Below are 25,304 nucleotides of genomic sequence, written 5' to 3' on the forward strand. Positions count from 1 at the left end.
CCGGAAGCATAGGTGTTTTTTTATCTTCATTGCCCATACTAGATTTGTCAGTCGAAAAGGAGGAAAAACCTAATGGCGAGAAGACGGAGTATAATGTCTGAGCACTTGAAGGAAGAAATTGCGAAAGAGCTTGGCTTTTACGATGTTGTTCAGCGGGAAGGTTGGGGAGGCATCAAATCGCGTGACGCCGGTAATATGGTGAAGCATGCCATTCAAATGGCTGAGCGTGGAATGGCGGAAAAACGGAACGACAGCTAAGGTCCACCCATCTCACGAACGACTGACAAAGGAAGAGCTGCATGGATGTCGTTACAGACGCCGTGCAGCTCTTTTCTTTATTTTGTCCATCGGTGTAAGTTTGAGGATGAAATCCAATCACCCTATGGTAAAATAGGGAACAATGACAAGCTTGGAATGGAGGGGGCTGGATGTTATATGAGAAAGCGCCTGCAAAAATCAACCTGACACTTGATGTCCTACATAAACGCCCTGACGGTTTTCATGAAGTGGAAATGATCATGACGACAGTCGATTTGGCTGACCGTGTCTGGCTTCGCCCATCGAATGACGGGCAAATTCACATAAAAGTGTCTGAACGGTTCGTGCCGAATGACCGAAAAAATTTGGCTTATCAAGCAGCGGACCTGCTTAAGCGGAAATACGGCATCCGTGACGGGGTCGAAATTATGCTCGACAAAAAAATTCCTGTTGCTGCAGGACTTGCGGGCGGCAGTTCCGATGCCGCGGCTACATTGCGCGGGTTAAATCGGCTTTGGAATCTGCAGCTGAGCGCGGACGAATTGGCCGATATCGGCTCAAAGATCGGATCGGATGTCTCATTCTGCGTGCATGGAGGCACTGCTCTTGCAAAAGGACGAGGCGAGCAGATACAGCATTTGCCGGCACCGCCTAACTGTTGGGTCATTCTCGCAAAACCTTCAATCTCCGTCTCTACGGCAGATATCTACCGGAATCTCGATGTCAACTCCATCGAGCATCCTGACACAGCAGGCATGCTTGAAGCGTTGCACTCAGGGGATTACGACAAAATGTGCGCGTCCTTGGGCAATGTCCTAGAGCCGGTGACGATGAAAATGCATCCACAAGTCGTCGTCTTAAAGGAGAAAATGAACCAGTTCGGTGCCGATGCAGTATTGATGAGCGGAAGTGGACCGACCGTTTTCGGCTTCGTCAGGCAGGAAGCGAGAGTCTCGAGGATCTACAATGGATTAAAGGGCTTTTGCAAAGAAGTTCATGCTGTCAGAATGACGGGAGAACGTTTTCTGCTTGATTAAAGGCGTACAATTATGATAATGTACGATTAAAATATTCGGATTTAGGGGTTGTTAACGATGAAGTGGAAAAGGAGCGGAAGACTCGTCGATATGACGCGTCACCTATTGGAAAATCCTCATACACTCATACCGCTCACTTTCTTTTCCGAGCGCTATCATGCGGCGAAGTCATCCATTAGCGAAGACTTGGCAATTATTAAGGAGACGTTCGAAGAGAATGGGACAGGTAAGCTGATGACTGTTTCGGGTGCTGCCGGCGGTGTGAAATATATTCCGCAAGTCTCCGAAACGGAAGTCCGTGAAGTGATGGCCCACATTAAAGAAAGTCTTGGGCGGTCGGACCGTCTACTGCCGGGCGGTTATTTATATATGACAGACTTCTTAGGCGATCCAAAAGTTATGGACCGCATCGGAAAAGTGTTTGCATCTGCCTTCGGCGACACGGAGATTGACGTAATCATGACAGTCGCTACAAAAGGCATTTCAATTGCCCATGCGATTGCACGCCACTTGAATGTCCCTGTCGTCATCGTCCGGAGGGATAGCAAGGTGACGGAAGGATCGACCGTCAGCATCAATTACGTGTCTGGTTCCACTCGTCGTATCCAGACGATGGTATTGTCGAAAAGAAGTATGAAGAGCGGTAAACGAGTATTGATCACCGATGACTTCATGAAAGCGGGCGGGACGATGGCAGGCATGAAGAATCTACTAGAGGAATTCGACTGCGAGCTTGCGGGAATCGCTGTCCTAGTAGAGGCGGAACATACCGAGGAAGTACTCGTAGAAGATTATCTATCTCTGGTCAAGCTCCGCGCAGTGAATGAGAAGGACCGCACAATCGAACTGGAAGAAGGAAATTATTTCATGAAGGGTGGAAAAACGAAATGAACTATGTAGCTACAGAAAACGCGCCGAAAGCAATCGGACCATACGCACAAGCAGTGAAAGTGAATGGATTAATATACACATCCGGACAACTTCCGATGACACCGGACGGACTACTCGTCGAAGGAACAATCGAAGAGCAGACGAACCAAGTTTTCGCTAACTTGAAGGCCGTATTGGAAGAGGCAGGCTCTTCCCTTGACCAAGTCGTCAAGGCGACAGTGTTCATCAAGGACATGAACCAATTTGCAGCTTTAAACGACGTATATGCACAACATTTCGGATCACATACTCCTGCCCGTTCGACAGTGGAAGTGGCAAGGCTACCGAAAGACGCTTCAGTTGAAATCGAAGTCATCGCTCTTGCAGGCGAATAATTAATATGTGGCGGCACGCTCGGAATATGAGCATGCCGCCATTTTTATTGCTTAAAAGACCACGAAAAAAGTTTTTTAGAAAAAGTTTGAAAAAATAAAAGGGAATTGCTGACTTTTGTAGAATCTAATCTTTGAGCATTGTAAAACAAAAGCGTAGGGCGCATCGAAGCCCGAAGCTAAACGAAACAACAAAGGGAGTGGGGAAGTAATGGAAGTTACTGATGTCAGACTGAGGAAAGTTGAGACGGACGGCCGAATGAGGGCGATCGCATCGATTACCTTGGACGGGGAATTTGTTGTACATGATATCCGTGTCATTGAGGGGAATGACGGATTGTTTGTCGCAATGCCAAGCAAACGCACGCCGGAAGGGGAATTCCGCGACGTGGCGCATCCCATCAATACTACGGCAAGGATGAAAGTCCAAGATGCCGTCCTAACCGCGTATCATATGGTCGAGGAAAAAGGTATTTTGGAAGAAGCCGGGGCGTAAGTGAATGGATTTAGAATAAGCAACCAAGAGGCTGTACAGAAGTCATCTGACTATCTGTAACAGTCTTTTTGTTTTGTACTCATTTAAGGATTAAAGAGAAAGCCGCGAGCGTCCAAAGCGAGGGGTCCCGCGCCCAAAGCGAGGTTAAGTCCATATAATTGTGTAAATAGGAAAAGGCCTTTTCCATCCCTGTGATAAAATGTTTTCAACCACGATAAACATTTGGAGGAATGGAAAATGGCCCAACTTAATTTTAACCTAGATATGGATATTTTAAAAGACTCTGTGATGAATTCAAACATTGAAGCTGTTGTTAAATCGACAATTGTCTTAGTGTTGAATGAATATATGGAAATGGAACGGGACGAGTACTTGAAGGCTGCCTCCTATGAACGTTCTGTCGAACGTATTGACTATCGGAACGGCTACTATGAACGAGATCTAACCATGAGTATCGGAAAAATTACATTGAAGGTACCTCGCACCCGTCAAGGCGATTTTGCGCCTTCAGTCTTTGAAAGATATGCAAGATGTGACCAGGCTCTTGTCCTTTCCATGCTTGAGATGGTTGTAAATGGCGTATCGACAAGAAAAGTCACTAATATCGTGGAACAGCTCTGCGGAAAGAGTGTATCCAAATCCTTCGTCTCTTCTCTGACAGTTAAGCTGGACCCTATCGTCAACGAATGGGCGAATCGGCCACTAAACACAAAATACTTCCCCTACTTATTTGTGGACGCCATGTACATTAAAGTCAGGGAGCACAACCGTGTCGTCTCCAAGGCTGCATACCTCGCCCTCGGGATTGACAAAGAGGGACGGCGGGAAATTCTTGGCTTGAAAGTGGATCACAATGAAAGCTTTAAAAGTTGGTCTGCCTTTTTCCAACACCTTATCTCAAGAGGGTTACAATCGCCGAAACTAGTCGTCTCAGATGCACATGAAGGCCTCAAAAAGGCGATTCAACAAGACTTTGTGGGCACCTCCTGGAAACGATGCAATGTCCACTTTAAACGCAACATCGTTGAAGCCATGCCAAAGAAAGACAGCCAGGAAGCAATCAGCCTCCTGAAAAGCATATTTGCCGCAGAAGAGATGGACACTCTACGAAACCTAAAAGATCTGTTCTTCGAAAAGTATGAGGAGAATCCCAAGTACCAAAAAGCGTTGACTATACTCGATGAAGGATTCGAGGATTCAATTCAATATATGAATTTCCCTATTTCACACCAAAATCAATTCGAAGCACTAATAGCGTGGAAAGGCTGAATGGAGAGATTCGCAGGCGTGAAAGGGTGATCCGAATCTTCCCAAACACGCAGTCTGCCTTCACGTTAATCGGCGCTGTCCTTATCAGTTACGTAGAATCAAATAAACACTGGGGAAAAAGATTGTTTCCAACTAATAAGTCGTAAGACTTAATGTGTCGTCAAGCAACTTGACATGGAGCCTCTGCGGGCATGAGTCCCAAGCCAGGAAATCCAGCTCAAAGGGCTGGCTTTTCCCGCCAAGGCTATCATGCCCGCTTCTCCAAGTAAAGTTGCGAGTAGCTGAATCCTAGGCCCATTGTTTACTGCCTTATATATTTTTGAAATACTTTGTGGAAACATTGACAGGGAATTTACACAAGATATTGGACTTGACTCAAAGCGAGCAGTTCCACGCCCAAAGTGAGGGGTTCCGCGCCCAAAGTAAGCGGTTCTGCGCCCAAAGCGAGCAGTTCCGCGCTCAAAGCGAGGGGTCCCGCGCCCAAAGTAAGCGGTTCTGCGCCCAAAGCGAGGGGTCCCGCGTCCAAAGCGAGCGGTTCCACGACCAAAAGAGAAACTTAAGACAGGTAAGCATTATGAGAAATCCCCATTTTTATCTAGAAAGAAAAAAGAAACGAACAATATTAAAAGAATTATCTGCCGTTGTCAAGAGGGTATAGTTGAAATTTATATTATTTTCGGCTATAGTCAATAATGAAATTATGGATGGAGGCCAGCAAATGACGAATACATATGCCATCGTCCTAGCTGCAGGGCAAGGGACGCGGATGAAGTCCGATTTATATAAAGTATTGCATCCTGTCTGTGGAAAACCGATGGTCGAACATGTTGTCGACCATATCCTCGGAATCGGCGCGGATAAAATCGTAACGATTGTCGGCCACGGAGCAGAAATGGTAGAAGAAACACTCGGTGCCAAAAGCGAATATGCCATTCAGGCAGAACAGCTCGGCACAGCACATGCAGTTCAGCAGGCAGAGGACCGGCTAGGCGAACTCGAAGGGATTACGCTCGTCGTCTGCGGAGACACACCGCTCATCAAATCGGAAACGATGCAAGCACTGATTGCGCACCACTCCGACACGAAGGCAAAAGCGACAATCCTGACCGCGCACGCCGATGATCCTACGGGCTACGGACGCATTATCCGGGATGAGCAAGGAAACGTCCTTCGCAACGTTGAACATAAGGATGCATCCCCTGAAGAGCGGAAAGTGACCGAAATTAATACAGGAACCTACTGTTTTGACAACCGCGCACTGTTTGAAGCTCTGAAAAAAGTGAAGAACGATAACGCGCAAGGCGAATATTATCTGCCTGATGTCATTGGTATTCTGAAGGCTGAACAGGCGTTGATTTCCGCCTATGTAACCGACGATTTCAGCGAAACGATCGGTATCAACGACCGGGTCATCCTGTCGGAAGCGGAGAAAGTGATGCGCCAAAGGATTGCAGAATCCCATATGCGCAACGGTGTAACAATCATCGACCCAGACAACACGTACATTAGCGCGGATGTCAAAATCGGTCGGGATGCAGTTCTTCAACCAGGCACGATGATCGAAGGACAGACGGTCATCGGGGAAAAATGTATCATTGGACCGAATAGTCATATCGCCAATAGTGAAATTGGCGAGTCTACAACCATCCATTCGTCAGTTGTACGGGACAGCGTTATCGGGTCCGGTACGACAGTAGGCCCGTTCGCACATATCCGTCCGGAATCCAAACTCAGCGACAATGTAAAAATCGGCAATTTCGTCGAAGTTAAAAAGTCAAGTTTAGGAGAAGGAAGCAAGGTTTCCCACCTCAGCTATATCGGTGATGCGGAAGTCGGCACAAATGTCAACATCGGCTGCGGAACAATCACGGTGAATTACGACGGAAAAAACAAGCACCAGACAACAATCGAAGATGACTCGTTTGTCGGCTGTAATTCCAACTTAGTTGCACCTGTAAAAATTGGAAAAGGTGCTTATGTAGCGGCTGGATCGACCATTACAAAAGATGTCCCAGAAAGTTCACTTGCAATTGGGCGCGCGCGCCAGGAGAATAAAGAAGGATACGCAACAAAATTAAATCTTAACTAACCAGGGGGACCATGATGGCTAATCATTATCCTAATGATAAACTGAAGATATTCTCTTTAAATTCCAATGAAACACTTGCACAAGAAGTAGCGGACGAAATCGGACGCCCACTCGGCAAGTGCTCCGTCAAACGTTTCAGCGACGGAGAAATTCAAATCAATATCGAAGAAAGTATCCGAGGTTGCGATGTCTTTGTCATCCAATCAACCTCCTATCCAGTCAATGATAACCTGATGGAGCTCCTTATCATGATTGACGCATTGATGCGCGCATCTGCCCGTACAATCAATGTTGTCATGCCTTATTATGGATATGCACGCCAAGACCGCAAAGCACGTTCTCGTGAACCGATCACGGCGAAGCTTGTAGCGAACTTGCTTGAAAAAGCTGGTGCGGACCGCGTCATCGCCATTGATTTGCATGCACCGCAAATCCAAGGCTTCTTTGACATTCCAATCGATCACCTCGTAGCAGAGCCGATTTTAACGGAATACTTCAAAGGAAAAGGCTTGGAAGGCAATGAACTCGTCATCGTATCTCCGGATCATGGCGGTGTTACACGTGCACGAAAAATGGCGGATCGCATGAAGGCACCAATTGCAATTATTGACAAACGCCGTCCACGTCCAAACGTTGCCGAAGTGATGAGCATCGTAGGAAACGTTGAAGGGAAAACAGCTATCCTCATCGATGATATCATCGATACTGCCGGAACGATTACAATCGCAGCGAACGCGATCATCGAGAATGGCGCAAAGGAAGTGTACGCTTGCTGTACGCATCCAGTATTATCCGGCCCTGCAATCGAGCGGATCGACAATTCGCAAATAAAAGAATTGGTCATCACGAATTCAATCGAACTGCCGGAAAGCAAAAAGTCACCGAAAATCAAGCAATTATCAATTGCCAAGCTTTTAGGTGAAGCAGTTATCCGTGTATTTGAAGAAAAATCTGTCAGCACGTTGTTTGAATAAGCAATCTAGTTAGTTTCATGTCGTCTGATTTTGGGTATTTCAAGAGATAGAATAACTTTTTTCAGGAAAGGTGACTACGCAAATGAGTACAGCAATTCAGTCGAAAACAAGAGAAACAAAAACGAGATCAGCATTAACAGCACTAAGAAATGATGGGTTCATCCCTTCAGTCGTTTATGGATATAATGTAGAAAACACACCGATTGCCGTAAGAGAAGGCGAACTATTGAAAACATTGCGTGAAGTAGGACGTAATGGTGTCATTCAGCTTGAACTTGACGGCAAGAAATTGAATGTCGTATTGAACGAATTTCAGGAAGATGCTTTGAGAGGCGAGATTCGCCATGCGGACTTCCTTTCGATTGATATGGCTGAAGAGCTTGAAGTCGACGTTACAGTGCAACTTGTCGGCGAATCGATCGGCGAGAAGGAAGGCGGCGTCGTACAACAGCCAAACCGCGAAGTGACAATCAAAGTCAAACCTTCGGATATTCCGGAGTCGTTTGAAGTCGATATTTCCGAAATGCAAATCGGCGACACGTTGTCAGTCGCAGACGTACGCGGGAAATCCAAATTTGAAATTATTACGGATGATGATTACGCACTTGTGACTATCTCCGCTCCACGTTCCGAAGAGGAATTGGAGGAACTTGAAGCTGATACGGGTGCTGCAGATGCAGAACCGGAAGTCATCGGTGAAAAAGAGGAAGAATAAGCAACTGTTGGAGCGCACGTGTAAAGCGTGCGCCCTTTTTATAAAGAAATCAAAAGGAAGATACGCCTTATGAAAATGATAATCGGCCTCGGAAATCCGGGGAAGCAATACGAGAAGACTCGGCATAACGTCGGATTCCAGGCAATCGATGAATTGGCAGGCCGGCTGGATGCGCCTGCCATGCAAATGAAATTTAACGGCGCTTATACGATCATCCACCGTCCGGAAGGAAAAGTGATGCTCGTCAAACCTTTAACATACATGAATCTGTCCGGCGAATGTGTCGGTCCGCTCATGGACTATTACGATATCGAGCTCGAAGATATTGTCGTCCTCTACGATGATCTGGATCTTGTTCCTGGCAAATTACGATTGCGCCAAAAAGGAAGCGCTGGTGGCCATAACGGCATGAAGTCGTTGATTGCCCACCTTGGCTCCGATTCCTTCAACAGAATCCGCATGGGAATCGGTCGTCCAACAGGCGGCATGAAAGTATCCGACTATGTACTGGCCCCATTCAGCAAGGAAGAACAGCCGCTTATTGACGAGATGGTAGAAAAAAGCGCTGCTGCATGTATGGATTGGCTCAAGAGTCCTTTTTTAGAAATAATGAATAACTATAATGGCACTTAAGGAATAATCATCGGTTCATCCGCCTATACTTTGTTAAAAAGGGGCCGATGAAACTGAAGAATTTACGTTATTCTTGCAGACATTGCAATACTGAGGTCGGCAGCATTCCGTTCGCATCTGCCGAAGAGGTTATCCGAGAACTGCAAAAGGCAGAAGAAGGGAATGGCGAGCATTTCCTAGAATATGATGATAATGGTTCAATGACAGTTCGTTGCATTTGTGAGCAATGTGAACAGTCGCTGCGAATGAATCCGGATTACTATGCATTACGGAAATGGATACAATAGAATTCTCTGCTTTGGCGTATCATGCGCGCAAAGCTTTTTTCACTTAATTTTATCTACTGCAAAGCGAGGCAAATAATCATTGGATGCGCTCATAGATTTATTTCTACAAGACAAAGAGATTACTAAAGTAGTTGAGGAGTTGAAAACAGGACAGGACCGTCAATTGCTGGCGGGCCTATCGGGTGGCGCAAAGGCCGTCTTTTTTAAGACTGTCCAGCAGTCCGCAGAGAAGCCGATCCTGATTATCACTCCCAACATGCTGCAAGCACAACGTACATACGAAGACCTTGTGAAGATGCTTGGCGATTCACTCGTTCATTTGTATCCGGCAGAGGAATTGATCGCTGCCGATTTTTCTGTGTCCAGTTATGAACTGCGTGCAAATCGAATCGACACACTCGACCATATGGCACGCGTTGGCAAAGGGATTTATATTACGCCTGTAGCGGGAATGAAGAAACTCCTTCCTCCGAAAGAGAAATGGCTCGATAATTCCTTGTCTGTCCATTTGGATGACAGCATTGACGTGGACGACTGGACGCGGAAACTTGTGGAAATGGGCTATGGAAGACAGGACATGGTAACCGCGCCAGGGGATTTTGCTCTTCGAGGCGGTATTTTGGACGTGTATCCATTGAATATGGAAAACCCGATCCGGATCGAGCTGTTCGATACAGATGTCGACTCTATCCGGGCCTTTTCCGCAGAAGATCAGCGTTCGACCGATAAACTGAAAGAAGTTACGATCCTTCCTGCGACGGAACATGTGTGGGGAGCAGCTGAATTATCGCAAATGGCCTCGAATTTGGAGGTTGCCCTCGGTGCAAGTTTGAAGCGGATGAAGAATGAAGAGGCGAAAGAATCCCTGACGATGAACGTCACCCGGGATATCGGCCTTTTGCGGGACGGCATCACTCCGGAAGGGATGATGAAATATGTATCATTTTCTGACCGTGTCCCATCCTATCTTGGCGATTATTTTCCAGAGGACGGAATAGTTTTATTTGATGAAATAGGACGGATTCTTGAAGTGTCATCCTCCCTTGAAAGCGAGGAGAAGGAATGGTTTCTGACACTTCTCGAGGAAGGCAAGATTGTCCATGATGCAAAAATCTCGTTTTCATTCGAAGAAATGCACAAAATGCTCGATCAGCAAAAGTCATACTTATCATTGTTCGTCCGGGCTGTGCCGGGAATTACTTTAAAGAAAAACGTTTCGTTTTCATGCAAACCGATGCAGGAATTTCATGGGCAGATGAACTTGTTGAAAAACGAAATTGAACGTTGGCAGCAAGGGAAGTACAATATCTTCGTCATTGCTGATGGAAAAGAACGGATGAAGAAAGTCCAATCGATTCTAAGAGACTATGAGATGGATGCGGCATTGAACGGCAAGCCTAAAGCGGGTACGATCTCCATCATCGAAGGGGATTTGTCTGCGGGATTCGAATTGCCATTCCAACGTCTTGCGGTCATTACGGACGCGGAGTTGTTCAAAGGGAAACCGAAGCGGAAAGCCCGTCCGCAAAAAATGACAAATGCAGAGCGCATCAAAAGCTATTCGGAAATCAAGCCTGGGGATCATATCGTCCACGTTCACCACGGCATCGGTAAATATTATGGCGTCGTGACGCTCGAAGTGGGCGGCGTCCATAAAGACTATCTCGATATCCGTTATCGGGGAGAGGATAAACTTTTCGTTCCTGCGGATCAAATCGATTTGATCCAGAAATATGTTGCTTCCGGAGAAAAGGAGCCGAAACTCCATAAACTCGGCGGCGCTGAATGGAAAAAGACGAAGAGCAAAGTGTCATCCGCTGTCAAAGACATTGCGGATGATCTAATCAAACTTTATGCAAAGCGCGAAGCCGAAAAAGGGTATGCGTTTTCGGCAGATGATGATCTAATGCGTTCATTTGAAAATGCATTCCCATACGACGAGACGGAGGACCAGCTGCGTTCCATCGCTGAAGTGAAACGAGATATGGAGAAAGAGCGTCCGATGGATCGGCTTCTTTGCGGCGATGTTGGGTACGGAAAAACGGAAGTGGCAATCCGGGCTGCTTTCAAGGCGGTCGCTGATGGCAAGCAAGTCGCTTTCCTCGTCCCAACGACAATTCTTGCCCAGCAGCATTATGAGACGATGAAAGAGCGGTTCTCCGGGTTTCCAGTGGAAGTGTCACTATTAAACCGTTTCCGTACACGAAAAGAGCAGACGGAAACATTGAAAGGGTTGAAGGCCGGTACGATCGATGTCGTCGTCGGCACCCATCGCCTCCTTTCCAAGGATGTCGTGTATAAGGATCTAGGCCTGCTCATCGTCGACGAAGAGCAGCGTTTCGGCGTATCGCACAAGGAAAAGCTGAAACAGCTGAAAACGAATGTGGACGTCCTTACATTGACAGCGACGCCGATACCGCGGACGTTGCATATGTCGATGCTTGGTGTCCGGGACCTATCTGTAATCGAAACGCCTCCAGCAAACCGTTTCCCGGTTCAGACGTACGTCATGGAGCACAACTTCGCCCTAGTCCGGGAAGCGATCGAGCGGGAACTGGGACGCGGTGGTCAAGTGTTCTATTTATACAACCGCGTGGAGGACATGACGCGCAAAGTCGATGAAATCAAACAGCTCGTCCCGGAGGCACGGGTCGCCTTTGCACACGGGCAAATGAGCGAGTCAACACTCGAATCGGTAATTTTGAGCTTCCTAGAAGGCGAATACGATGTCCTTGTCACGACGACGATCATCGAGACGGGAATCGATATTCCGAACGTTAACACGCTCATCGTCCATGACGCAGACCGTATGGGCTTATCCCAGCTGTATCAGCTGCGCGGCCGTGTCGGACGTTCGAACCGTGTCGCATACGGCTACTTCCTCTATCAGCGGGACAAAGTGCTGACGGAGGTGGCCGAAAACCGTCTGCAGGCAATCAAGGAATTCACGGAGCTAGGGTCCGGGTTCAAAATTGCGATGCGGGACTTGTCGATTCGCGGCGCGGGGAACTTGCTTGGCTCTCAGCAGCACGGCTTTATCGACTCTGTCGGCTTCGATCTCTATTCGCAAATGCTACAGGAAGCGATTGAAGAGAAGCAGACGGGCGTCGTGAAATCGGAAATTCCGGATGTCGAGATCTCATTGCCGGTCAATGCGTATTTGCCGGATTCGTATATTAAAGACGGTTTCCAAAAGATCCAAATGTATAAGCGGGTGAAAGCGATTGAAAGCGAAGAGGATTACTCCGAGCTCGTCGATGAGATGACAGACCGGTTCGGCGACTTGCCGTTAGAGGCAGACTTGTTGCTGCGCGTCGGAAGAATCAAAGCATGGGGACGCATAGCAGGTGTTGAATCGATCAAAAAACAACGCTCCATTATCGAAATCCGTCTAACTGAAGAAGGGACGGCGAAGACGGATGGCGCTAAAATCGTCGCAGACTCAATGGAATTCGGTCGCGCTGTCGGCTTTACGATGGAAGATGGCAGGCTGATCATCACGGTGGATGAACGCCATACAGGCAAGAAAACCGAATTCGATGTGCTGGAAGAGATGATGAAAATTTTACAATCGGCAATCAAAGAGCCCTCATCGGCAGATTCCGTCTAAAGGAACTGTTGCATAAAATGTCCAAGCATGATGCATACTATGTCCGAACGGAAAACGGTTTTAATTTTTGGAAAGTGAGGCATCATGCATGAAAGCAACAGGAATCGTGCGCAGAATTGATGATCTGGGTAGGGTGGTCATCCCGAAAGAGATCAGACGGACGCTTCGTATCCGCGAAGGGGACCCGCTTGAAATCTTCACCGACAGGGATGGCGAGGTTATCCTAAAGAAATATTCTCCTATTTCCGAGCTCGGTCAATTTGCGAAAGAGTACGCAGAAACACTATACGAAACCCTCGGAACACCCGCCCTGATCAGTGACAGGGATGAAATGATCGCCGTATCCGGATTATCGAAAAAAGATTATTTGAACCGCCAATTGGCTCCGGACGTGGAAGATATCCTAAAGGGCCGCACCATCGTCACGGAAAAGCTTGAAAAAGCAGTGGAATGGGTGCCTGGACAAGTCGAACAAGTGAAATCCTACTGCATCGCTCCAATCGTAGCGGGCGGGGACACAATTGGCGCCGTCTATTTACTATCGAAAGTACATTTCATCGGGGAAGCCGAACAAAAAGCAGCAGAAACTGCAGCACATTTTTTGGCGAAACAAATGGAACAATGAAAAACAGCCTGCATGTACCGGAAAGATCGGTGCGTGTGGGCTGTTTTTTCGCGTGAATTCAATTTTTTTATAAAACGGTGGCCTTCCTGTCATTTGCCAAGCCATTAATCATCCCAATGAAAACTGGATAGATGAGCATGAGAGATATAAGAACGAAACCGTCGCCCATTAGTAGGAATATGTGCGTTAATATTCATTCTTATGATGGAACAAGATTTATTCAATTAAGAAAAGCATTTAAAGGCATTTAGGTTGTCACTTTAGTTGGTAAATTGCACTTCTTCGAAATGCTATTTTGCATGGCCTTTCTAAATAGTGAAAGCACTTATACAAGCTGTGGGATGGGTTTTAAATTTGGTTGTGCAAATTAACGATTAAAATAAGCGATAATTGCCTCTTGAAATGACAAATTAGGTAGAGGATTACCTATAAAATGTTTCTAAATGTCATAAAACGCTCACGAAATATAATGGTTGAAAGAACAATGAGAATATGTAATTTTTTTAAAAAAGTAGTTCTTTTTATTTATAAATTACTGAAAAAGAAAGAATAGTGATAAAGAGTATATCTATTTATTGAGTATTATTCATAATTTTACTAGTAGCTATTACCCGTTTTTGAAAAATCTATTAAATAGCAAGAAGAACTATGTTAGCGTTACGTGGACACCAAGAATAAATACAGTGGAGGGGAAAAAAATGAAGAAGATAATAAGTTATACAATTTCTCTTTTTACCATTTTTATCTTTTTTATGCTTCAAAATCCTGTTAGTGCAGCCGAAAACAAAATAACTAACTCTAATGGGATAAAGATTACAGAAGAACAATATGAGAATCTTAAAGATTTAGGTTTTACTGACTTGGCAATCGATCAAATGGATAAAGAGATTTTTGACGAAAACAAAGATCTTGTATTAGAATCAAAAACTGAAACTACAAAGTATTATGAGATCAGTGAAGGTGTTCCAGGACCTCAACTTTTCAGCTTGGAAACAAGTGAAGAGAATCCCAATTACATTTCAACTGAATTAAGTGAAGAAGAATATTTTAAAAGAGTAGAAGCTGCAAAGAGTAGTATCAAACCTTTTAGTACAGGATCAGCTCAAACAAGCTATAGAAGACTTACTACATCGATTCAAAGAATTAGCGGAGACATAAGAGTTCACAACAAGTTTGTGTGGGATATAATACCTGTTACAAGAAGTTACGATACTCTAAGTATTTCCATAGACTCAACATTTTCTCCTTTAGCAGGAACCCAGCATGGCCAACAACTTTGGACAACTACACATCCAATGCAAGGTGGACTATATGGGGGGAATGCAACTTATACTTCAGCAAGTAATGCATGGAATAAACAAGGTGCTGGCTACGGTGTAAAAATGAATTTGAAAGATAATACATCCACTTCAAGAGTTGTTGACTTAGAGGGTTACATGTATTATAAAATTGCAAAAAATTCATCTGTAGTTCCAGTTTATATTAATGCATATGGAAACTATTCTCATGCAAAAACAACTGTTAGCTCTAGTTATTCATATAGTCTTTCTTATGGTGGACCTGCAATTAGTTGGGCAGGCGTAACTAGTACGAGTTTTGATACTATTACTACACATGCTCAAACAAAATATTGATTGATAGAAACTGAAACACAGAGAAACATAAAAGACGACCTAGATTTCGGTGCTAGGTCGTTTTTTTATATCTATTCACGCTCATACGATATAATGATTGTATAATGCTAACGGTCTTTCCAATGTTCATATAGTTGCACAAAACAATCACTGTAATGTGTGTATAGAAATAATCTTTGGAGTTTGGAAGGATGTTAGGATAACTATTTGCCAATGTAATATAAGAAAAAAGTAGGGTAATTGAATTTTATAAAAGTGGATTAAAGGTGGAGAGAAAATTATGATGAAAACTTTTTCGGGAGTTATTTTTATCTTGATATCTGCAATACTTTATAGTGCAAATGTGATATCAGTCTCAATAGCTAAAGTGAATTATGGTGGGCAATCAGCAGTGGGTTATTCATTAATTATCTTTAGCATTATTGCTGTTGTTTTAGGAGTTATTTTATTGCTAATGAGAGAAAAAGAGGTAAAGTATAATGTGAAAAAGGCTGAAGAACCAAGGAAATCATTTCTCGATAACGATTTAGACAATTAAAACTAACAAATATGTCTGCAACTAAAATACAGGTTACAGTTGAATTGATAGGGTTTAGGTCCTTGTTAAAGCCCCCGATAATAACGGTTTAAAATTCCCCAATCTTCACGGATAATCTATTTCAGACAGAGATAGATTGAAAGTGTGGGAATGAGCTTGCCTTAATAGGCGTGCGAGAAGTGGACTTGGTGGATGTTTTATTGACTTGGCTATACATGCAGTAAGTTAGCGTAAACTTGGAGTTCTAAAAACGAGTCTTGAAGCATTTAAGCTTTTACACGAAGCGGGTTAGATTGAAGCAAATCTTGCGGGAACATTATTGAATATGCTTGGCTTCTGCAACATTGCTGTTAATGGCTATCAAGTATTAGATATCGATATTTTAGAATCTATTTTAAATAAACATATAGACGATTTCAAACAGTTCACAAAGGTGTTTTTACAGTTGGAAGATGAGCACTCCTGCATAGGTATTCATGATGAGAAACAATAAAAAAAACAGCCTGCACGTACCGGTAAGCATCGGTGCGGGTAGGCTGTTTTCATGTTCTATTTAACGGGCAATACGGACATTTCTCCGTATCAGGCAGTTCCTTTAATAGACAGCAAGTCGTTCGTTTGTAATTTGACATGGCTGCAAGTGCCTCTTCATTCTGCAAAAACTGTTTAAAGGGTGAGCGCCTCATATGCGGCTTCCAGGTTTCATCCAGCAATAAGTAATCGAGATCGCTCTGTGCAGAGGGGCAGTTTTCGTTGAGAAGCATGGAATACATCCAAAGTACATAGCCCCATACATTCTCCCACAGGATCAGCTTGGAAACATGCGCGCGCTTGCCCAAATATTCGACGACTGGATGCCCATACTGTTCGAGAATATAACGGATTGCTTCGTGCCGATCTTGGACGTCTTTGAATGATTCAGATCGAATGTTAAACTGAATCGTCCCGTTTTCGATGAATAAAGAGACGTCCTCCAATTTGCCGGTAAAGAGCAAGTTGAACTTGCTGAGCATATGGAACAGCCCCGTCATGAAGAAACCGTGTCTCCTCATATAAATGGAAGCCCCCACGGCATCTGTCGGCGCGTCGGTTAATGCTTTAATTTCCGAAAGTAATTCAGTGCTAGCCGTTTCCGACAAAATTGCTTGAGCGTTCGTAAATACATCAGGCTGCCTGTTCAAAAACACGCCGAATCGTTCCAGCGATGCAATGTGCTCGTCGTTCAGCTTAGGCACCTGCATTGCTCCTTACTTGCTGTACTACGCAGCGTCCACGGCCGTATGGAACACAATGCGGCGTTCCGAAAAGGGGATCCGTCGACACTTGGCATTCCATGCCGAACACCGCGCGGACGAGGTCACAAGTGATGATATTCTCCGGTCTGCCTTGTGCGTAAACCCCGCCGTCTTTAATAGCGACAATATTATGGGCATAGCGGGAAGCCAAGTTCAGATCATGGAGCACCATGACGATCGTGCGGCCCTTTTGTTCATTCAACTCAAACAAGAGGTCCAAAATTTCGATTTGGTGCGTCATGTCAAGATATGTCGTAGGCTCATCCAACAGAATGACGTCCGTGTCCTGGGCAAGCGTCATCGCAATCCACGCACGCTGGCGCTGGCCGCCCGATAACGTATCGATTGCCTGGTCGCGTAAGTCGCTTATTTTGGTTGCTTCCATCGCTGCCTCGACTTTCTTCGTATCTTCCGCCGTCCAGCGGGAAAGCCACGATTGGTGAGGATAGCGTCCTTGTTTAACGAGGTCGTGAACCGTCAATCCTTCAGGTGAGACGGGACCTTGTGGAAGGATGCCCATCTTCTTCGCGACACTGCGGGAAGACATGGAATGAATATCTTTCCCTTCCAGCAAGACGGAGCCGTCCGAAGGCTTCAACAAACGAGCGATCGAGCGTAGCAATGTGGACTTTCCGCAACCGTTGCTACCAACGAAGACGGTAATTTCGCCGCGCGGGATAGCCAAATTTAAATTTTCGAAAAGAAGACGATCTTCATAACCGATGGAAAGGTCTTTCGTATTTATAGTAGGGTGCATACTAGAATGCCTCCGTTTCATTTATCCTAAAAAGGTATGAACTCATTACTAAGAAGCATACCATATTCTCAACCAATTGAGAATGATAATCATTAATTTGTTGAAAACACTTTACAAATGACAGTCCGAAAGATTACACTACTAACTGATAATGATTATCAACGTGGAGGTAAAACATGAATAGATATATGAAAGCATTATTGTTGCTGGCTCTCAGTGTAATTTTAGTAGCCGGTTGTTCATCGAAGAAAACAGAAGAGAAAGGCGCAGGCGGCGAGACATCTGAAAACAGTGTTACGATCGTCGGAACGAACGGCGAAGTGACGCTCGATAAGCCTGCTAAGAAAGTCGTCGTTCTTGAGTGGACGTACGCGGAAGATCTGCTTGCACTCGGCGTACAGCCTGCTGGTATGGCGGACATCCAGGAATATCATAACTGGGTGAATATCGACGCCGAATTGAGCGATGACGTCGTTGATGTCGGTGGACGGCAAGAGCCAAATTTGGAAGCGATCGCTGCAATTGAGCCGGATTTGATTATCGGTGTCAGCTTCCGTCACGATGCGATGCTGAAAGATTTGGAGAAGATTGCTCCAACAGTCATTTTCAATCCGTATCCGGAAGACGAGTCCATTGACTTATACAAGGAAATGACGACGACCTTCAATGAAATCGCGAAGGCTGTAGACAAGACGGATGAAGCTGAAAAAGTGTTGGCGCATTTAGATGAGAAATACGAAGAAGCGAAAGCTGAAATCGAAAAAGCAAATCTGAAGACGAAGGACGTAATCTTGACGCTCGCGTACACAGGTCCGCAAGCTCCGGAAATCCGGGTATTCACGCCAAATTCAATGGCTTCCCAAATCCTTGAGAAGATTGGCTTGAAAAACGTGCACGTGCCGGACCAGTTTGAAGTATTCGGGTCGAGCACTTTCAATGTCGAAGGCTTGACGAAATACGAGGATGCGAACTATTTGTATACGGTACAGGAAGAAGACAATGTATACGAAAAGCAATTGAAAGATAATGCCGTTTGGAGAAACTTGAATTTCGTAAAAGAAGACCGACTATTTAACCTCGGTGAGGATACTTGGTTGTATGGAGGTCCGCTGTCAGCCGAAACATTGTTGAATCAAATCGTCGATACGATGGTTAATAAATAATGGCGGGAAAGGCTTCAGGGAAAAGATCGTTGTTCGTTATGATCATCGGTCTTTTCCTGTTGGTCGTTTTATCCTTCATCCATCTAACGCAAGGCCAAGCTGATTACACAGTTTCCCAACTTTTGAAGGAGGTTTGGGTGGAGGGGCGCATTCAAGATATCGTGCTGTCCCTCCGGCTTCCGCGTCTGGCGATCGGAATCTTAGCGGGTGGAGCGCTCGCTGTTGCGGGTGCGATTTTGCAGACATTGACGAATAACCCATTGGCATCCGCAAGTACGCTTGGCATTAATGCTGGAGCTTACTTCTTTGTCGTCGTTTCAATGATCTTCTTTCCGTCTGTCCTAGGGAATTTCCCTTTCTTAGTCGCGTTAGCGGGCGCTGTGCTATCTTCCGTTCTCGTCATCGTTCTGGCAGGGAAGCAGATGGAACCTGTGCGGGTTGCCTTGACGGGAATGATCGTCTCCTTGCTGTTTGCTTCCATGACAGGCTCATTGCAGCTGTTGTTCGAGAATCAGACGAACGGCCTCTTTTTATGGGGGTCCGGTACGCTTGTGCAGTTAAATTGGAGTGGCGTCTCGTTTGCGGGCCCGATGATTATCATCTTGTTCATCGCTGCGTTAGGCATTGCGAAGCCGATGGATATTCTGTCGTTAGGTGAGGATGTTGCGTCTTCGCTTGGCCAAAATGTGCGCTTCGTCAAATTGATGGCATGGGCGGCCGCGATTTTGCTTGCTGCAACGACGGTGAGTGTCGTCGGTCCAATCGGCTTTATCGGTCTCATGGCTCCGCATATTGTCCGGATGCTAGGCGTCCGTGGCCATTTGCAGATCTTCCTTCAGTCATTCCTATGGGGTGCTGTAATGATGATCGGAGCGGATGTGCTCGGCCGGTTGATTCAGCCCGGACAGGAAGTGCCTGTCGGGGCGATGACAGCATTGGCTGGCGGACCTTGGCTCCTCTATTTGGCTTGGAAGACGGCGAAGTCGCATACGAAAGGCGATCGCCAAATGGGCGGCACGTTAAAGCCGGTCAAACTGCCGGTCGTCATTTCAATCGTTACGATTTTAATTGTCGCTGTTTTCGCATTAGCATTTTCTTATAACGGAATGGCATGGTCTCTTGAGTGGATGAAACCGGTCGTATGGAATTTCCGGGTGCCTCGTGTGCTTACGGCCTTCATCATCGGCGTAATGCTTGCGCTTGCCGGTGTTTTATTGCAAGGCGTCTTACGGAATCCGTTGGCGGACGCAAGTGTGTTGGGCGTCACATCGATGGGTGGCGCCGGAGCGATGTTGCTATTGGTCGCAATTCCGGCAATTCCTGTTCAGTATATGCCGCTCGGTGCTGTAGTAGGAGCTACAATTGCTCTTGGCATCATTATGGTGACAGCTTGGAAAAACAATTTCCAGCCGATGCTCGTCGCTTTGATGGGTATTGCGATATCGGCTTTCGGTTCCGCCGCGACACAAGTGTTTGTCGTGAAGGCGAAATTGGCGGTCGCTGCAGCACTCGTCTGGTTATCGGGCAGCACGTACGGAAAAGGTTGGGAGGATGTGCAACTGTCGTTATTGTTGCTCGTTCTGCTCATCGGTCCAGCCATCTATTTGACACGCAGCTTGGATGTGTTGACGTTCGGGGATGATGTAGCATCGGGACTCGGTTTGTCCGTCAAATCGACGCGTGTCTGGGCGTTGATCGTCGGAGTCGCAATCAGTACGGCAGGAGTCGCGATTGTTGGAACAATCGGCTTCGTCGGATTGGTGTCTCCTCATATCGCCCGTAGATTAGTAGGTTTCCGCCACTTGCCGCTGCTCGTCGTTTCAGGTTTACTAGGCGGTTTGCTCCTAGTGACGGCGGACTTTGTCGGACGCATATTGATCGCGCCGAAAGACATCCCGAGCGGACTTATCGTAGCGCTGATCGGCACGCCTTATTTGTTGTACTTATTGAGGAAAATGAAATGAAACAGCCACATGCTCGTTTACAACGGAGCGTGTGGCTGTTTTTCTGGAATGAGAACTATTCGCCTGGTAACGAGAAGGTATTCTGAATAAACGAGAACTCTTCGCTTAGGAATGAGAACTTTTCTGATAGGAATGAGAACTTTTACTTGAGAACGAGAACTCTTTCAGCATTAATGAGAAGTTTTCGCCCGGGAACGAGAACTCTTCAAGAAAGAATGGGCCCTACCCTGATCTCCTCATCCATTCAGCGGAACCGATTTTGCCGATAATGCTATACTAGTAACACAGTAAACATCGAAAGAGGCGCAGTTATGTCCAAAGCGGATTGGAATATGAAAACATTCATGAAAGGTGCATCGATATTGACGATATCGGCAATTATCGTCAAATTGCTGGCGGCGGTATACCGGATTCCGTTCCAAAACCTTGTTGGGGATAAAGGGTTCTTCATCTACCAGCAAGTGTATCCGTTCATCGGAATTTTTATTATCTGGACATCGTACGGATTTGCGGTGGCAGTTTCGAAACTGCTTGCGGGAAGCACAAGTGTTGGAGAAGCGAAAGCGATCAAGCGAGTCGCCTTCCTTTATTTAGCTGGATTGTCCATATCGTTTTTCATCATTCTCATGACGTTTGCTCCGTTTTTCGCACATGCTATGGGAGACCCGGAACTCGTCTCGCTTCTTCGGGCAGGTGCTTATATCGTACTTGTGATGCCGATGCTAGCGGTATTGAAAGGTTCATTCCAATCGGAAGGGCAGATGACGCCTGTTGCTATTTCAAATGTTGGTGAGCAGGTATTGCGGGTTGCAATCATCCTCATTGGTACGTGGGTGGCTGTACGCGCAGGGGCGTCCCTTTACAAAGCTGGCGAAGTGGCCATGTGGGGCGCTGTTTTAGGCCAGGCGTTAGGTGTTGTCATACTTGCCCTATTTTATAAAAATGGCTATAAAGGGCCGCGTATACAAGTGGACACGTGGCGTATCGTGAAGGAATTGACGTTTGTCAGTTTGAGCGTCAGCGCGAGTTCGCTCATCCTGCTGCTGTTTCAAATGGCGGATTCGTTTATGATCTACAATAGTTTGCTGGCAAAAGGCTTTGTCGCTGAGGCTGCGATGGAAATGAAAGGTGTGTACGACCGTGGACAGCCACTCGTCCAGATGGGAATTTTGATCGCTTCCACATTGGCGCTCGCAATCGTCCCACTAATTGCGCATCATGCAGCAAAAAAGGAAGGGCGAGGTGCTGAGCCGTTCATTCAGCTCACGTTCCGGACGGCGATTTTATTCGGTTGGGCGGCTGCGATCGGGTTAGCGTTCGTTCTTCCATACGTGAATGAAATGCTATTTGAGACGCGGAATGGCTCGGTCGCATTGATCATCTTTGCGTTTCAAATCTTTTGGCTGTCGCTCATATTGCCGTTGACCGCAATATTGCAAGGAGCGGGCAAAGTGAAAATCCCGACGCTGTTCCTTCTAGGCGGTCTTGTCATAAAAATAATTGCAAATCAATTATTAGTCCCGCTCTATGACGTAACAGGCGCAGCGCTTGCAGGGAACATCGGTTTTGCGGCAATTGCGTTTGGGCTTCTTCTTTATTTCAAAACTGTGTGGCCGATGAAACTGGCCCCTAGCCGTTTTTACGGTGGGCTTCTACTCGCTACGCTAGCGATGGCATTGGTCATCTTTCCTTGGATGCTTGCAGCGGATCAGTTTTTATTCGACAATGTTTCATCCCGGACCGGGGCGACGTTGACGGCGCTGACGGCTGTCACATTAGGAGCGGGCGTTTTCCTAGTCGTTGTTATGAAATCACGTATAATGGCGGAGAAGGAATGGTATTTGCTGCCGTTCGGTAAGAGGTTAGCACGTGTACAATTGAGTCTCAATAAAAATAGAAGGTGAATGGATGAATACAATTACGATTATCGGCCTTGGTGCCGGGGATCTTGATCAGCTGTCCCTTGGCACATACCGGAAGCTGAAGGAAGCTGCGTTCGTCGTTGCAAGGACGGACCAGCATCCGGCCATTGTTGAATTAAGGGCGGAAGGCATGGCGATAGAGAGCTTCGATGACGTTTATATTGAAAATGATGCGTTTGAGCAAGTGTATGAGGAAATTACGGAGCAATTATTATCGATGGCAAAAGAGAAGGCGGTTACGTATGTCGTGCCAGGCCATCCGCTCGTCGCAGAGCGCACAGTTCAATTATTGATTGAAAAAGAACGTGCTGGCGTAGTCGAGCTTGAAATTGCAGGAGGCAACAGCTTCCTCGATCCGATTTTTGCAGCGCTTCGGATCGATCCGATTGAAGGATTCCAGTTGCTCGATGGCACAGACATGAAGCGCGATGACGTGATGATGACGCAGCATGTGCTGATCGGCCAAGTGTATGATGCGTTTATCGCTTCTGAAGTGAAGCTGTCGCTTATGGAGAAGTATGCGTATGACCATCCCGTGACAATCGTGACGGCAGCAGGCTCTTCATTGGAAAAGCTCCGGACTGTGCCGTTGTTCGAATTGGATCGTGAGACGGAAATCGATAATTTGACGACGGTTTATGTGCCTCCTGTTGAGGAGCGCGAAGAGCGTTTGAAGGAATGGTCGACGTTCCGGGAAATCATCGCAGCGTTACGTGCTCCGGACGGCTGCCCGTGGGACCGGGAGCAGACGCATGAATCGTTGAAGCGGTATTTAATCGAGGAAGCGCATGAATTGCTCGAAGCGATTGACCAGGAGGACGATGAAGGCATCATCGAGGAATTAGGCGACGTGTTGCTACAAGTGTTCTTGCATGCGCAAATCGGCGAGGACGACGGCTATTTTGCAATGGAAGATATCTTGCAGTCAATCGGCGATAAAATGATTCGCCGCCATCCGCATGTGTTCGGCAATCATAATGTGGAAAATTCGGATGAGGTTTTAAAAAATTGGCAGGAGATTAAGAAAGAAGAGAAGCCGCAAGCTGAGTCGCTCTTGGATGGACAAGCACGCCATAGTTCTTCCTTGCTCACTTCATTTAATTACCAAAAGGAAGCGGCGAAGGTCGGATTCGATTGGCCGGATATAACAGGAGCTTTCGATAAATTTGAGGAAGAATGGCAGGAATTCAAAGAGGAAGTGGCGAATGGAACGAAGCAGAGCCAGACGGATGAGCTGGGGGATGTCCTATTCACACTCGTCAACTTGTCGAGATTTTTGAAGCTGTCCCCCGAGGAAGCGATGGCGCATGCGAACGAGAAATTCAAACGGCGCTTTTCGTTCGTCGAGCAAAGCGTAAAGAACGGGAGAGGAGAATTCTCCGCCTATACGCTTGATGAACTCGAGGAATTTTGGCAACTGGCAAAGGGGAGGGAAAAGGAATGAGAATAGATAAGTTTTTGAAGGTTTCACGTCTGATTAAAAGACGGACATTGGCGAAGCAAGTGGCAGACCAAGGCCGTATTACGATCAATGGCAAGGTGTCAAAAGCATCGTCGGTCGTCAAACCGGGCGACGAGCTTGCCATCCGATTCGGACAAAAGATTGTAACGGCAAAAGTCGAGGCACTGAAAGATTCAACGAAGAAAGAAGACGCTGCATCTATGTATACGATCTTGAAGGAAGAGAAGCTGGACAAGGTGGAACCTGAATTTATTGACGATGAAGATTGATATCAGGGAAAAACACGATAAATAGACATATCCTCAGCCTGATTGAAAACGCTTGTCAGCCTAGGCGCGAAGTGGAGCGAAGACGCGAATAGAACTAAGGTTCATGAGCGGACGAGCGACACGGGCAACAACGGATGCGAGCGTTTGTCAACAGGCTGGCATGACAGGAACTTTTCCTGTCATGTTTTTTTATTTGGGCGCATAGGATGGCAGTGAACGTACAAGCAAAGGAGGAATAGTATGCAAATCCAGACCGACAATCCAACATACGCAATTCCATCAGGGGATCATGTCATCACAATGAGAAATCGAAAAAGAATGGATCTTACATCTGTCAAAACAATCGATCGGTTCGACCAAGAGGAGTTCATCGTACGGACTTCTCAAGGAGTATTAGTAATCCGCGGGGAGGAGCTGCGCATCGTCCATTTGGATGTAGACAAAGGGCTTCTTACATTGGAAGGCACGATCACCACGATGCAATATGACGAAGAAGATGCAGGTTCACGCGGTTTCCTCCATAAATTGTTTGGATGAGTCTCTCCGTCCAGTTTCTTAGTCTTCTTGCAATGATTGGGACAGGCATCGGGGCCGGGGTTTTGATGGATTTGATCGGAACGGGCGTGGATGCGACCGGTAAGAAATCGATCATCCGGAAATACGCGGTCCCCTTGGAAGTGGTCGGATGGATTGTAATCGGGTGTGCATCGTTCTACGTTCTTTTCGTCGTCCGGGATGGGGCATGGAGGATGTATGACCCGGTTGCTCAAATTTGCGGAATGCTTTTATACGCCTCGATTTTCCACCGGCCTTTCAGATTTTTGGGTAGAATCCTGAACATGTTGATTATCAAGCCGATCTGGTTCATCGTCAGGCTCGTGGCGAAGATCATCAGCCGAACGTTCCAGCTTCTCATCAAGATTGTGAGATTTCTTCTTTCTCCATTCATCTTTCTTTATTATAAAGTCTCTGACTCTCTCTTTAAATCCGCTGAGAAATAATGTATAATTACTAGACTTAACGGATTTCGAACTGTAATGAGAGG

General features: G+C 46.2%; 24 protein-coding genes and 1 pseudogene. 23 read left to right on the plus strand and 2 right to left on the minus strand.

Translation table 11 applies throughout. From position 1 onward, the window contains the following. Positions 1–72: 72 nt before the first annotated feature. The 16 genes and pseudogenes from NIT04_RS18840 to NIT04_RS18915 all read left to right on the plus strand — a co-directional run bounded on the left by NIT04_RS18840 (position 73) and on the right by NIT04_RS18915 (position 15,920). Positions 73–258, plus strand: a complete 186-nt coding sequence (locus NIT04_RS18840; protein ID WP_252505021.1) for a small, acid-soluble spore protein, alpha/beta type — start codon at positions 73–75, stop codon at positions 256–258. Between the two features lie 170 nt (positions 259–428). Beyond that, positions 429–1,295: a 4-(cytidine 5'-diphospho)-2-C-methyl-D-erythritol kinase gene (ispE, locus tag NIT04_RS18845; RefSeq protein ID WP_252505022.1), complete on the plus strand. Its 867-nt coding sequence runs from the start codon at positions 429–431 to the stop codon at positions 1,293–1,295. Between the two features lie 57 nt (positions 1,296–1,352). After that, entirely contained in the window at positions 1,353–2,186 is an 834-nt protein-coding gene (gene purR, locus NIT04_RS18850; RefSeq protein WP_252505023.1) for a pur operon repressor, read from the plus strand. Continuing rightward, positions 2,183–2,560: a RidA family protein gene (locus tag NIT04_RS18855; RefSeq protein WP_252505024.1), complete on the plus strand. Its 378-nt coding sequence runs from the start codon at positions 2,183–2,185 to the stop codon at positions 2,558–2,560. The genes purR and NIT04_RS18855 overlap by 4 nt, the downstream gene beginning before the upstream one ends. Before the next feature lie 208 nt (positions 2,561–2,768). Further along, a complete protein-coding gene (spoVG, locus tag NIT04_RS18860; RefSeq protein WP_252505025.1) occupies positions 2,769–3,053 on the plus strand; it encodes a septation regulator SpoVG in 285 nt (94 codons plus the stop codon). Between the two features lie 288 nt (positions 3,054–3,341). Continuing rightward, positions 3,342–4,468: pseudogene (locus NIT04_RS18865) on the plus strand (IS256 family transposase). A 572-nt stretch (positions 4,469–5,040) separates the two neighbouring features. Next, complete coding sequence (glmU, locus tag NIT04_RS18870; protein WP_252505026.1) at positions 5,041–6,411, plus strand: bifunctional UDP-N-acetylglucosamine diphosphorylase/glucosamine-1-phosphate N-acetyltransferase GlmU; 1,371 nt, start codon at positions 5,041–5,043, stop codon at positions 6,409–6,411. Positions 6,412–6,425: 14 nt separating this feature from the next. Then, positions 6,426–7,385, plus strand: a complete 960-nt coding sequence (locus NIT04_RS18875) for a ribose-phosphate diphosphokinase (protein ID WP_252505027.1) — start codon at positions 6,426–6,428, stop codon at positions 7,383–7,385. 82 nt (positions 7,386–7,467) lie between these two features. Then, the gene (locus NIT04_RS18880) at positions 7,468–8,100 is read left to right on the plus strand and encodes a 50S ribosomal protein L25/general stress protein Ctc (protein ID WP_252505028.1); all 633 of its coding nucleotides are present in this window, start codon (positions 7,468–7,470) and stop codon (positions 8,098–8,100) included. 69 nt (positions 8,101–8,169) lie between these two features. Next, a complete protein-coding gene (pth, locus tag NIT04_RS18885) occupies positions 8,170–8,733 on the plus strand; it encodes an aminoacyl-tRNA hydrolase (RefSeq protein WP_252505029.1) in 564 nt (187 codons plus the stop codon). 47 nt (positions 8,734–8,780) lie between these two features. Continuing rightward, on the plus strand, positions 8,781–9,020 hold the full coding sequence (locus NIT04_RS18890) for an anti-sigma-F factor Fin (RefSeq protein WP_252505030.1): 240 nt from the start codon (positions 8,781–8,783) through the stop codon (positions 9,018–9,020). A 79-nt stretch (positions 9,021–9,099) separates the two neighbouring features. Beyond that, positions 9,100–12,630 (plus strand): transcription-repair coupling factor, encoded by a 3,531-nt coding sequence (gene mfd / locus NIT04_RS18895; protein ID WP_252505031.1) that lies wholly within the window; start codon positions 9,100–9,102, stop codon positions 12,628–12,630. 88 nt (positions 12,631–12,718) lie between these two features. Further along, positions 12,719–13,255, plus strand: a complete 537-nt coding sequence (gene spoVT / locus NIT04_RS18900; protein ID WP_060205952.1) for a stage V sporulation protein T — start codon at positions 12,719–12,721, stop codon at positions 13,253–13,255. Between the two features lie 698 nt (positions 13,256–13,953). After that, positions 13,954–14,889: a hypothetical protein gene (locus NIT04_RS18905; protein WP_252505032.1), complete on the plus strand. Its 936-nt coding sequence runs from the start codon at positions 13,954–13,956 to the stop codon at positions 14,887–14,889. A gap of 280 nt (positions 14,890–15,169) precedes the next feature. Further along, positions 15,170–15,427: a hypothetical protein gene (locus NIT04_RS18910; protein WP_252505033.1), complete on the plus strand. Its 258-nt coding sequence runs from the start codon at positions 15,170–15,172 to the stop codon at positions 15,425–15,427. A gap of 292 nt (positions 15,428–15,719) precedes the next feature. After that, positions 15,720–15,920 (plus strand): HepT-like ribonuclease domain-containing protein, encoded by a 201-nt coding sequence (locus tag NIT04_RS18915; RefSeq protein WP_256470627.1) that lies wholly within the window; start codon positions 15,720–15,722, stop codon positions 15,918–15,920. A gap of 49 nt (positions 15,921–15,969) precedes the next feature. Here NIT04_RS18915 and NIT04_RS18920 read toward each other — a convergent pair whose 3' ends face one another. Together NIT04_RS18920 and NIT04_RS18925 are read right to left on the minus strand one after the other, a co-directional pair. Next, complete coding sequence (locus tag NIT04_RS18920; RefSeq protein WP_252505034.1) at positions 15,970–16,662, minus strand: IucA/IucC family C-terminal-domain containing protein; 693 nt, start codon at positions 16,660–16,662, stop codon at positions 15,970–15,972. After that, the gene (locus NIT04_RS18925; RefSeq protein ID WP_252505035.1) at positions 16,655–17,479 is read right to left on the minus strand and encodes an ABC transporter ATP-binding protein; all 825 of its coding nucleotides are present in this window, start codon (positions 17,477–17,479) and stop codon (positions 16,655–16,657) included. Before NIT04_RS18925 ends, NIT04_RS18920 begins: the two co-directional genes overlap by 8 nt. A 176-nt stretch (positions 17,480–17,655) precedes the next feature. Here NIT04_RS18925 and NIT04_RS18930 point away from each other — a divergent pair, with 176 nt between their 5' ends. The 7 genes from NIT04_RS18930 (at position 17,656) to yabQ (ending at position 25,260) form a co-directional block, all read left to right on the plus strand. Continuing rightward, positions 17,656–18,642 (plus strand): ABC transporter substrate-binding protein, encoded by a 987-nt coding sequence (locus NIT04_RS18930; RefSeq protein ID WP_252505036.1) that lies wholly within the window; start codon positions 17,656–17,658, stop codon positions 18,640–18,642. 38 nt (positions 18,643–18,680) lie between these two features. Continuing rightward, positions 18,681–20,606, plus strand: a complete 1,926-nt coding sequence (locus NIT04_RS18935; protein ID WP_252505157.1) for an iron ABC transporter permease — start codon at positions 18,681–18,683, stop codon at positions 20,604–20,606. 311 nt (positions 20,607–20,917) lie between these two features. Next, positions 20,918–22,510 carry a polysaccharide biosynthesis protein gene (locus tag NIT04_RS18940; RefSeq protein ID WP_252505037.1) on the plus strand — a complete coding sequence of 531 codons (1,593 nt, stop codon included), beginning with the start codon at positions 20,918–20,920 and terminating at the stop codon, positions 22,508–22,510. Positions 22,511–22,514: 4 nt separating this feature from the next. Then, positions 22,515–23,972, plus strand: coding sequence for a nucleoside triphosphate pyrophosphohydrolase (mazG, locus tag NIT04_RS18945; protein WP_252505038.1), 1,458 nt, complete (start codon positions 22,515–22,517; stop codon positions 23,970–23,972). Continuing rightward, positions 23,969–24,259: an RNA-binding S4 domain-containing protein gene (locus tag NIT04_RS18950; RefSeq protein ID WP_252505039.1), complete on the plus strand. Its 291-nt coding sequence runs from the start codon at positions 23,969–23,971 to the stop codon at positions 24,257–24,259. The genes mazG and NIT04_RS18950 overlap by 4 nt, the downstream gene beginning before the upstream one ends. 240 nt (positions 24,260–24,499) lie before the next feature. Beyond that, positions 24,500–24,796, plus strand: coding sequence for a sporulation protein YabP (yabP, locus tag NIT04_RS18955; RefSeq protein ID WP_252505040.1), 297 nt, complete (start codon positions 24,500–24,502; stop codon positions 24,794–24,796). Continuing rightward, complete coding sequence (gene yabQ / locus NIT04_RS18960) at positions 24,793–25,260, plus strand: spore cortex biosynthesis protein YabQ (RefSeq protein ID WP_371922575.1); 468 nt, start codon at positions 24,793–24,795, stop codon at positions 25,258–25,260. Before yabP ends, yabQ begins: the two co-directional genes overlap by 4 nt. Positions 25,261–25,304: the final 44 nt, after the last annotated feature.

Source organism: Sporosarcina sp. Marseille-Q4943, assembly GCF_943736995.1.
GTDB lineage: Bacteria > Bacillota > Bacilli > Bacillales_A > Planococcaceae > Sporosarcina.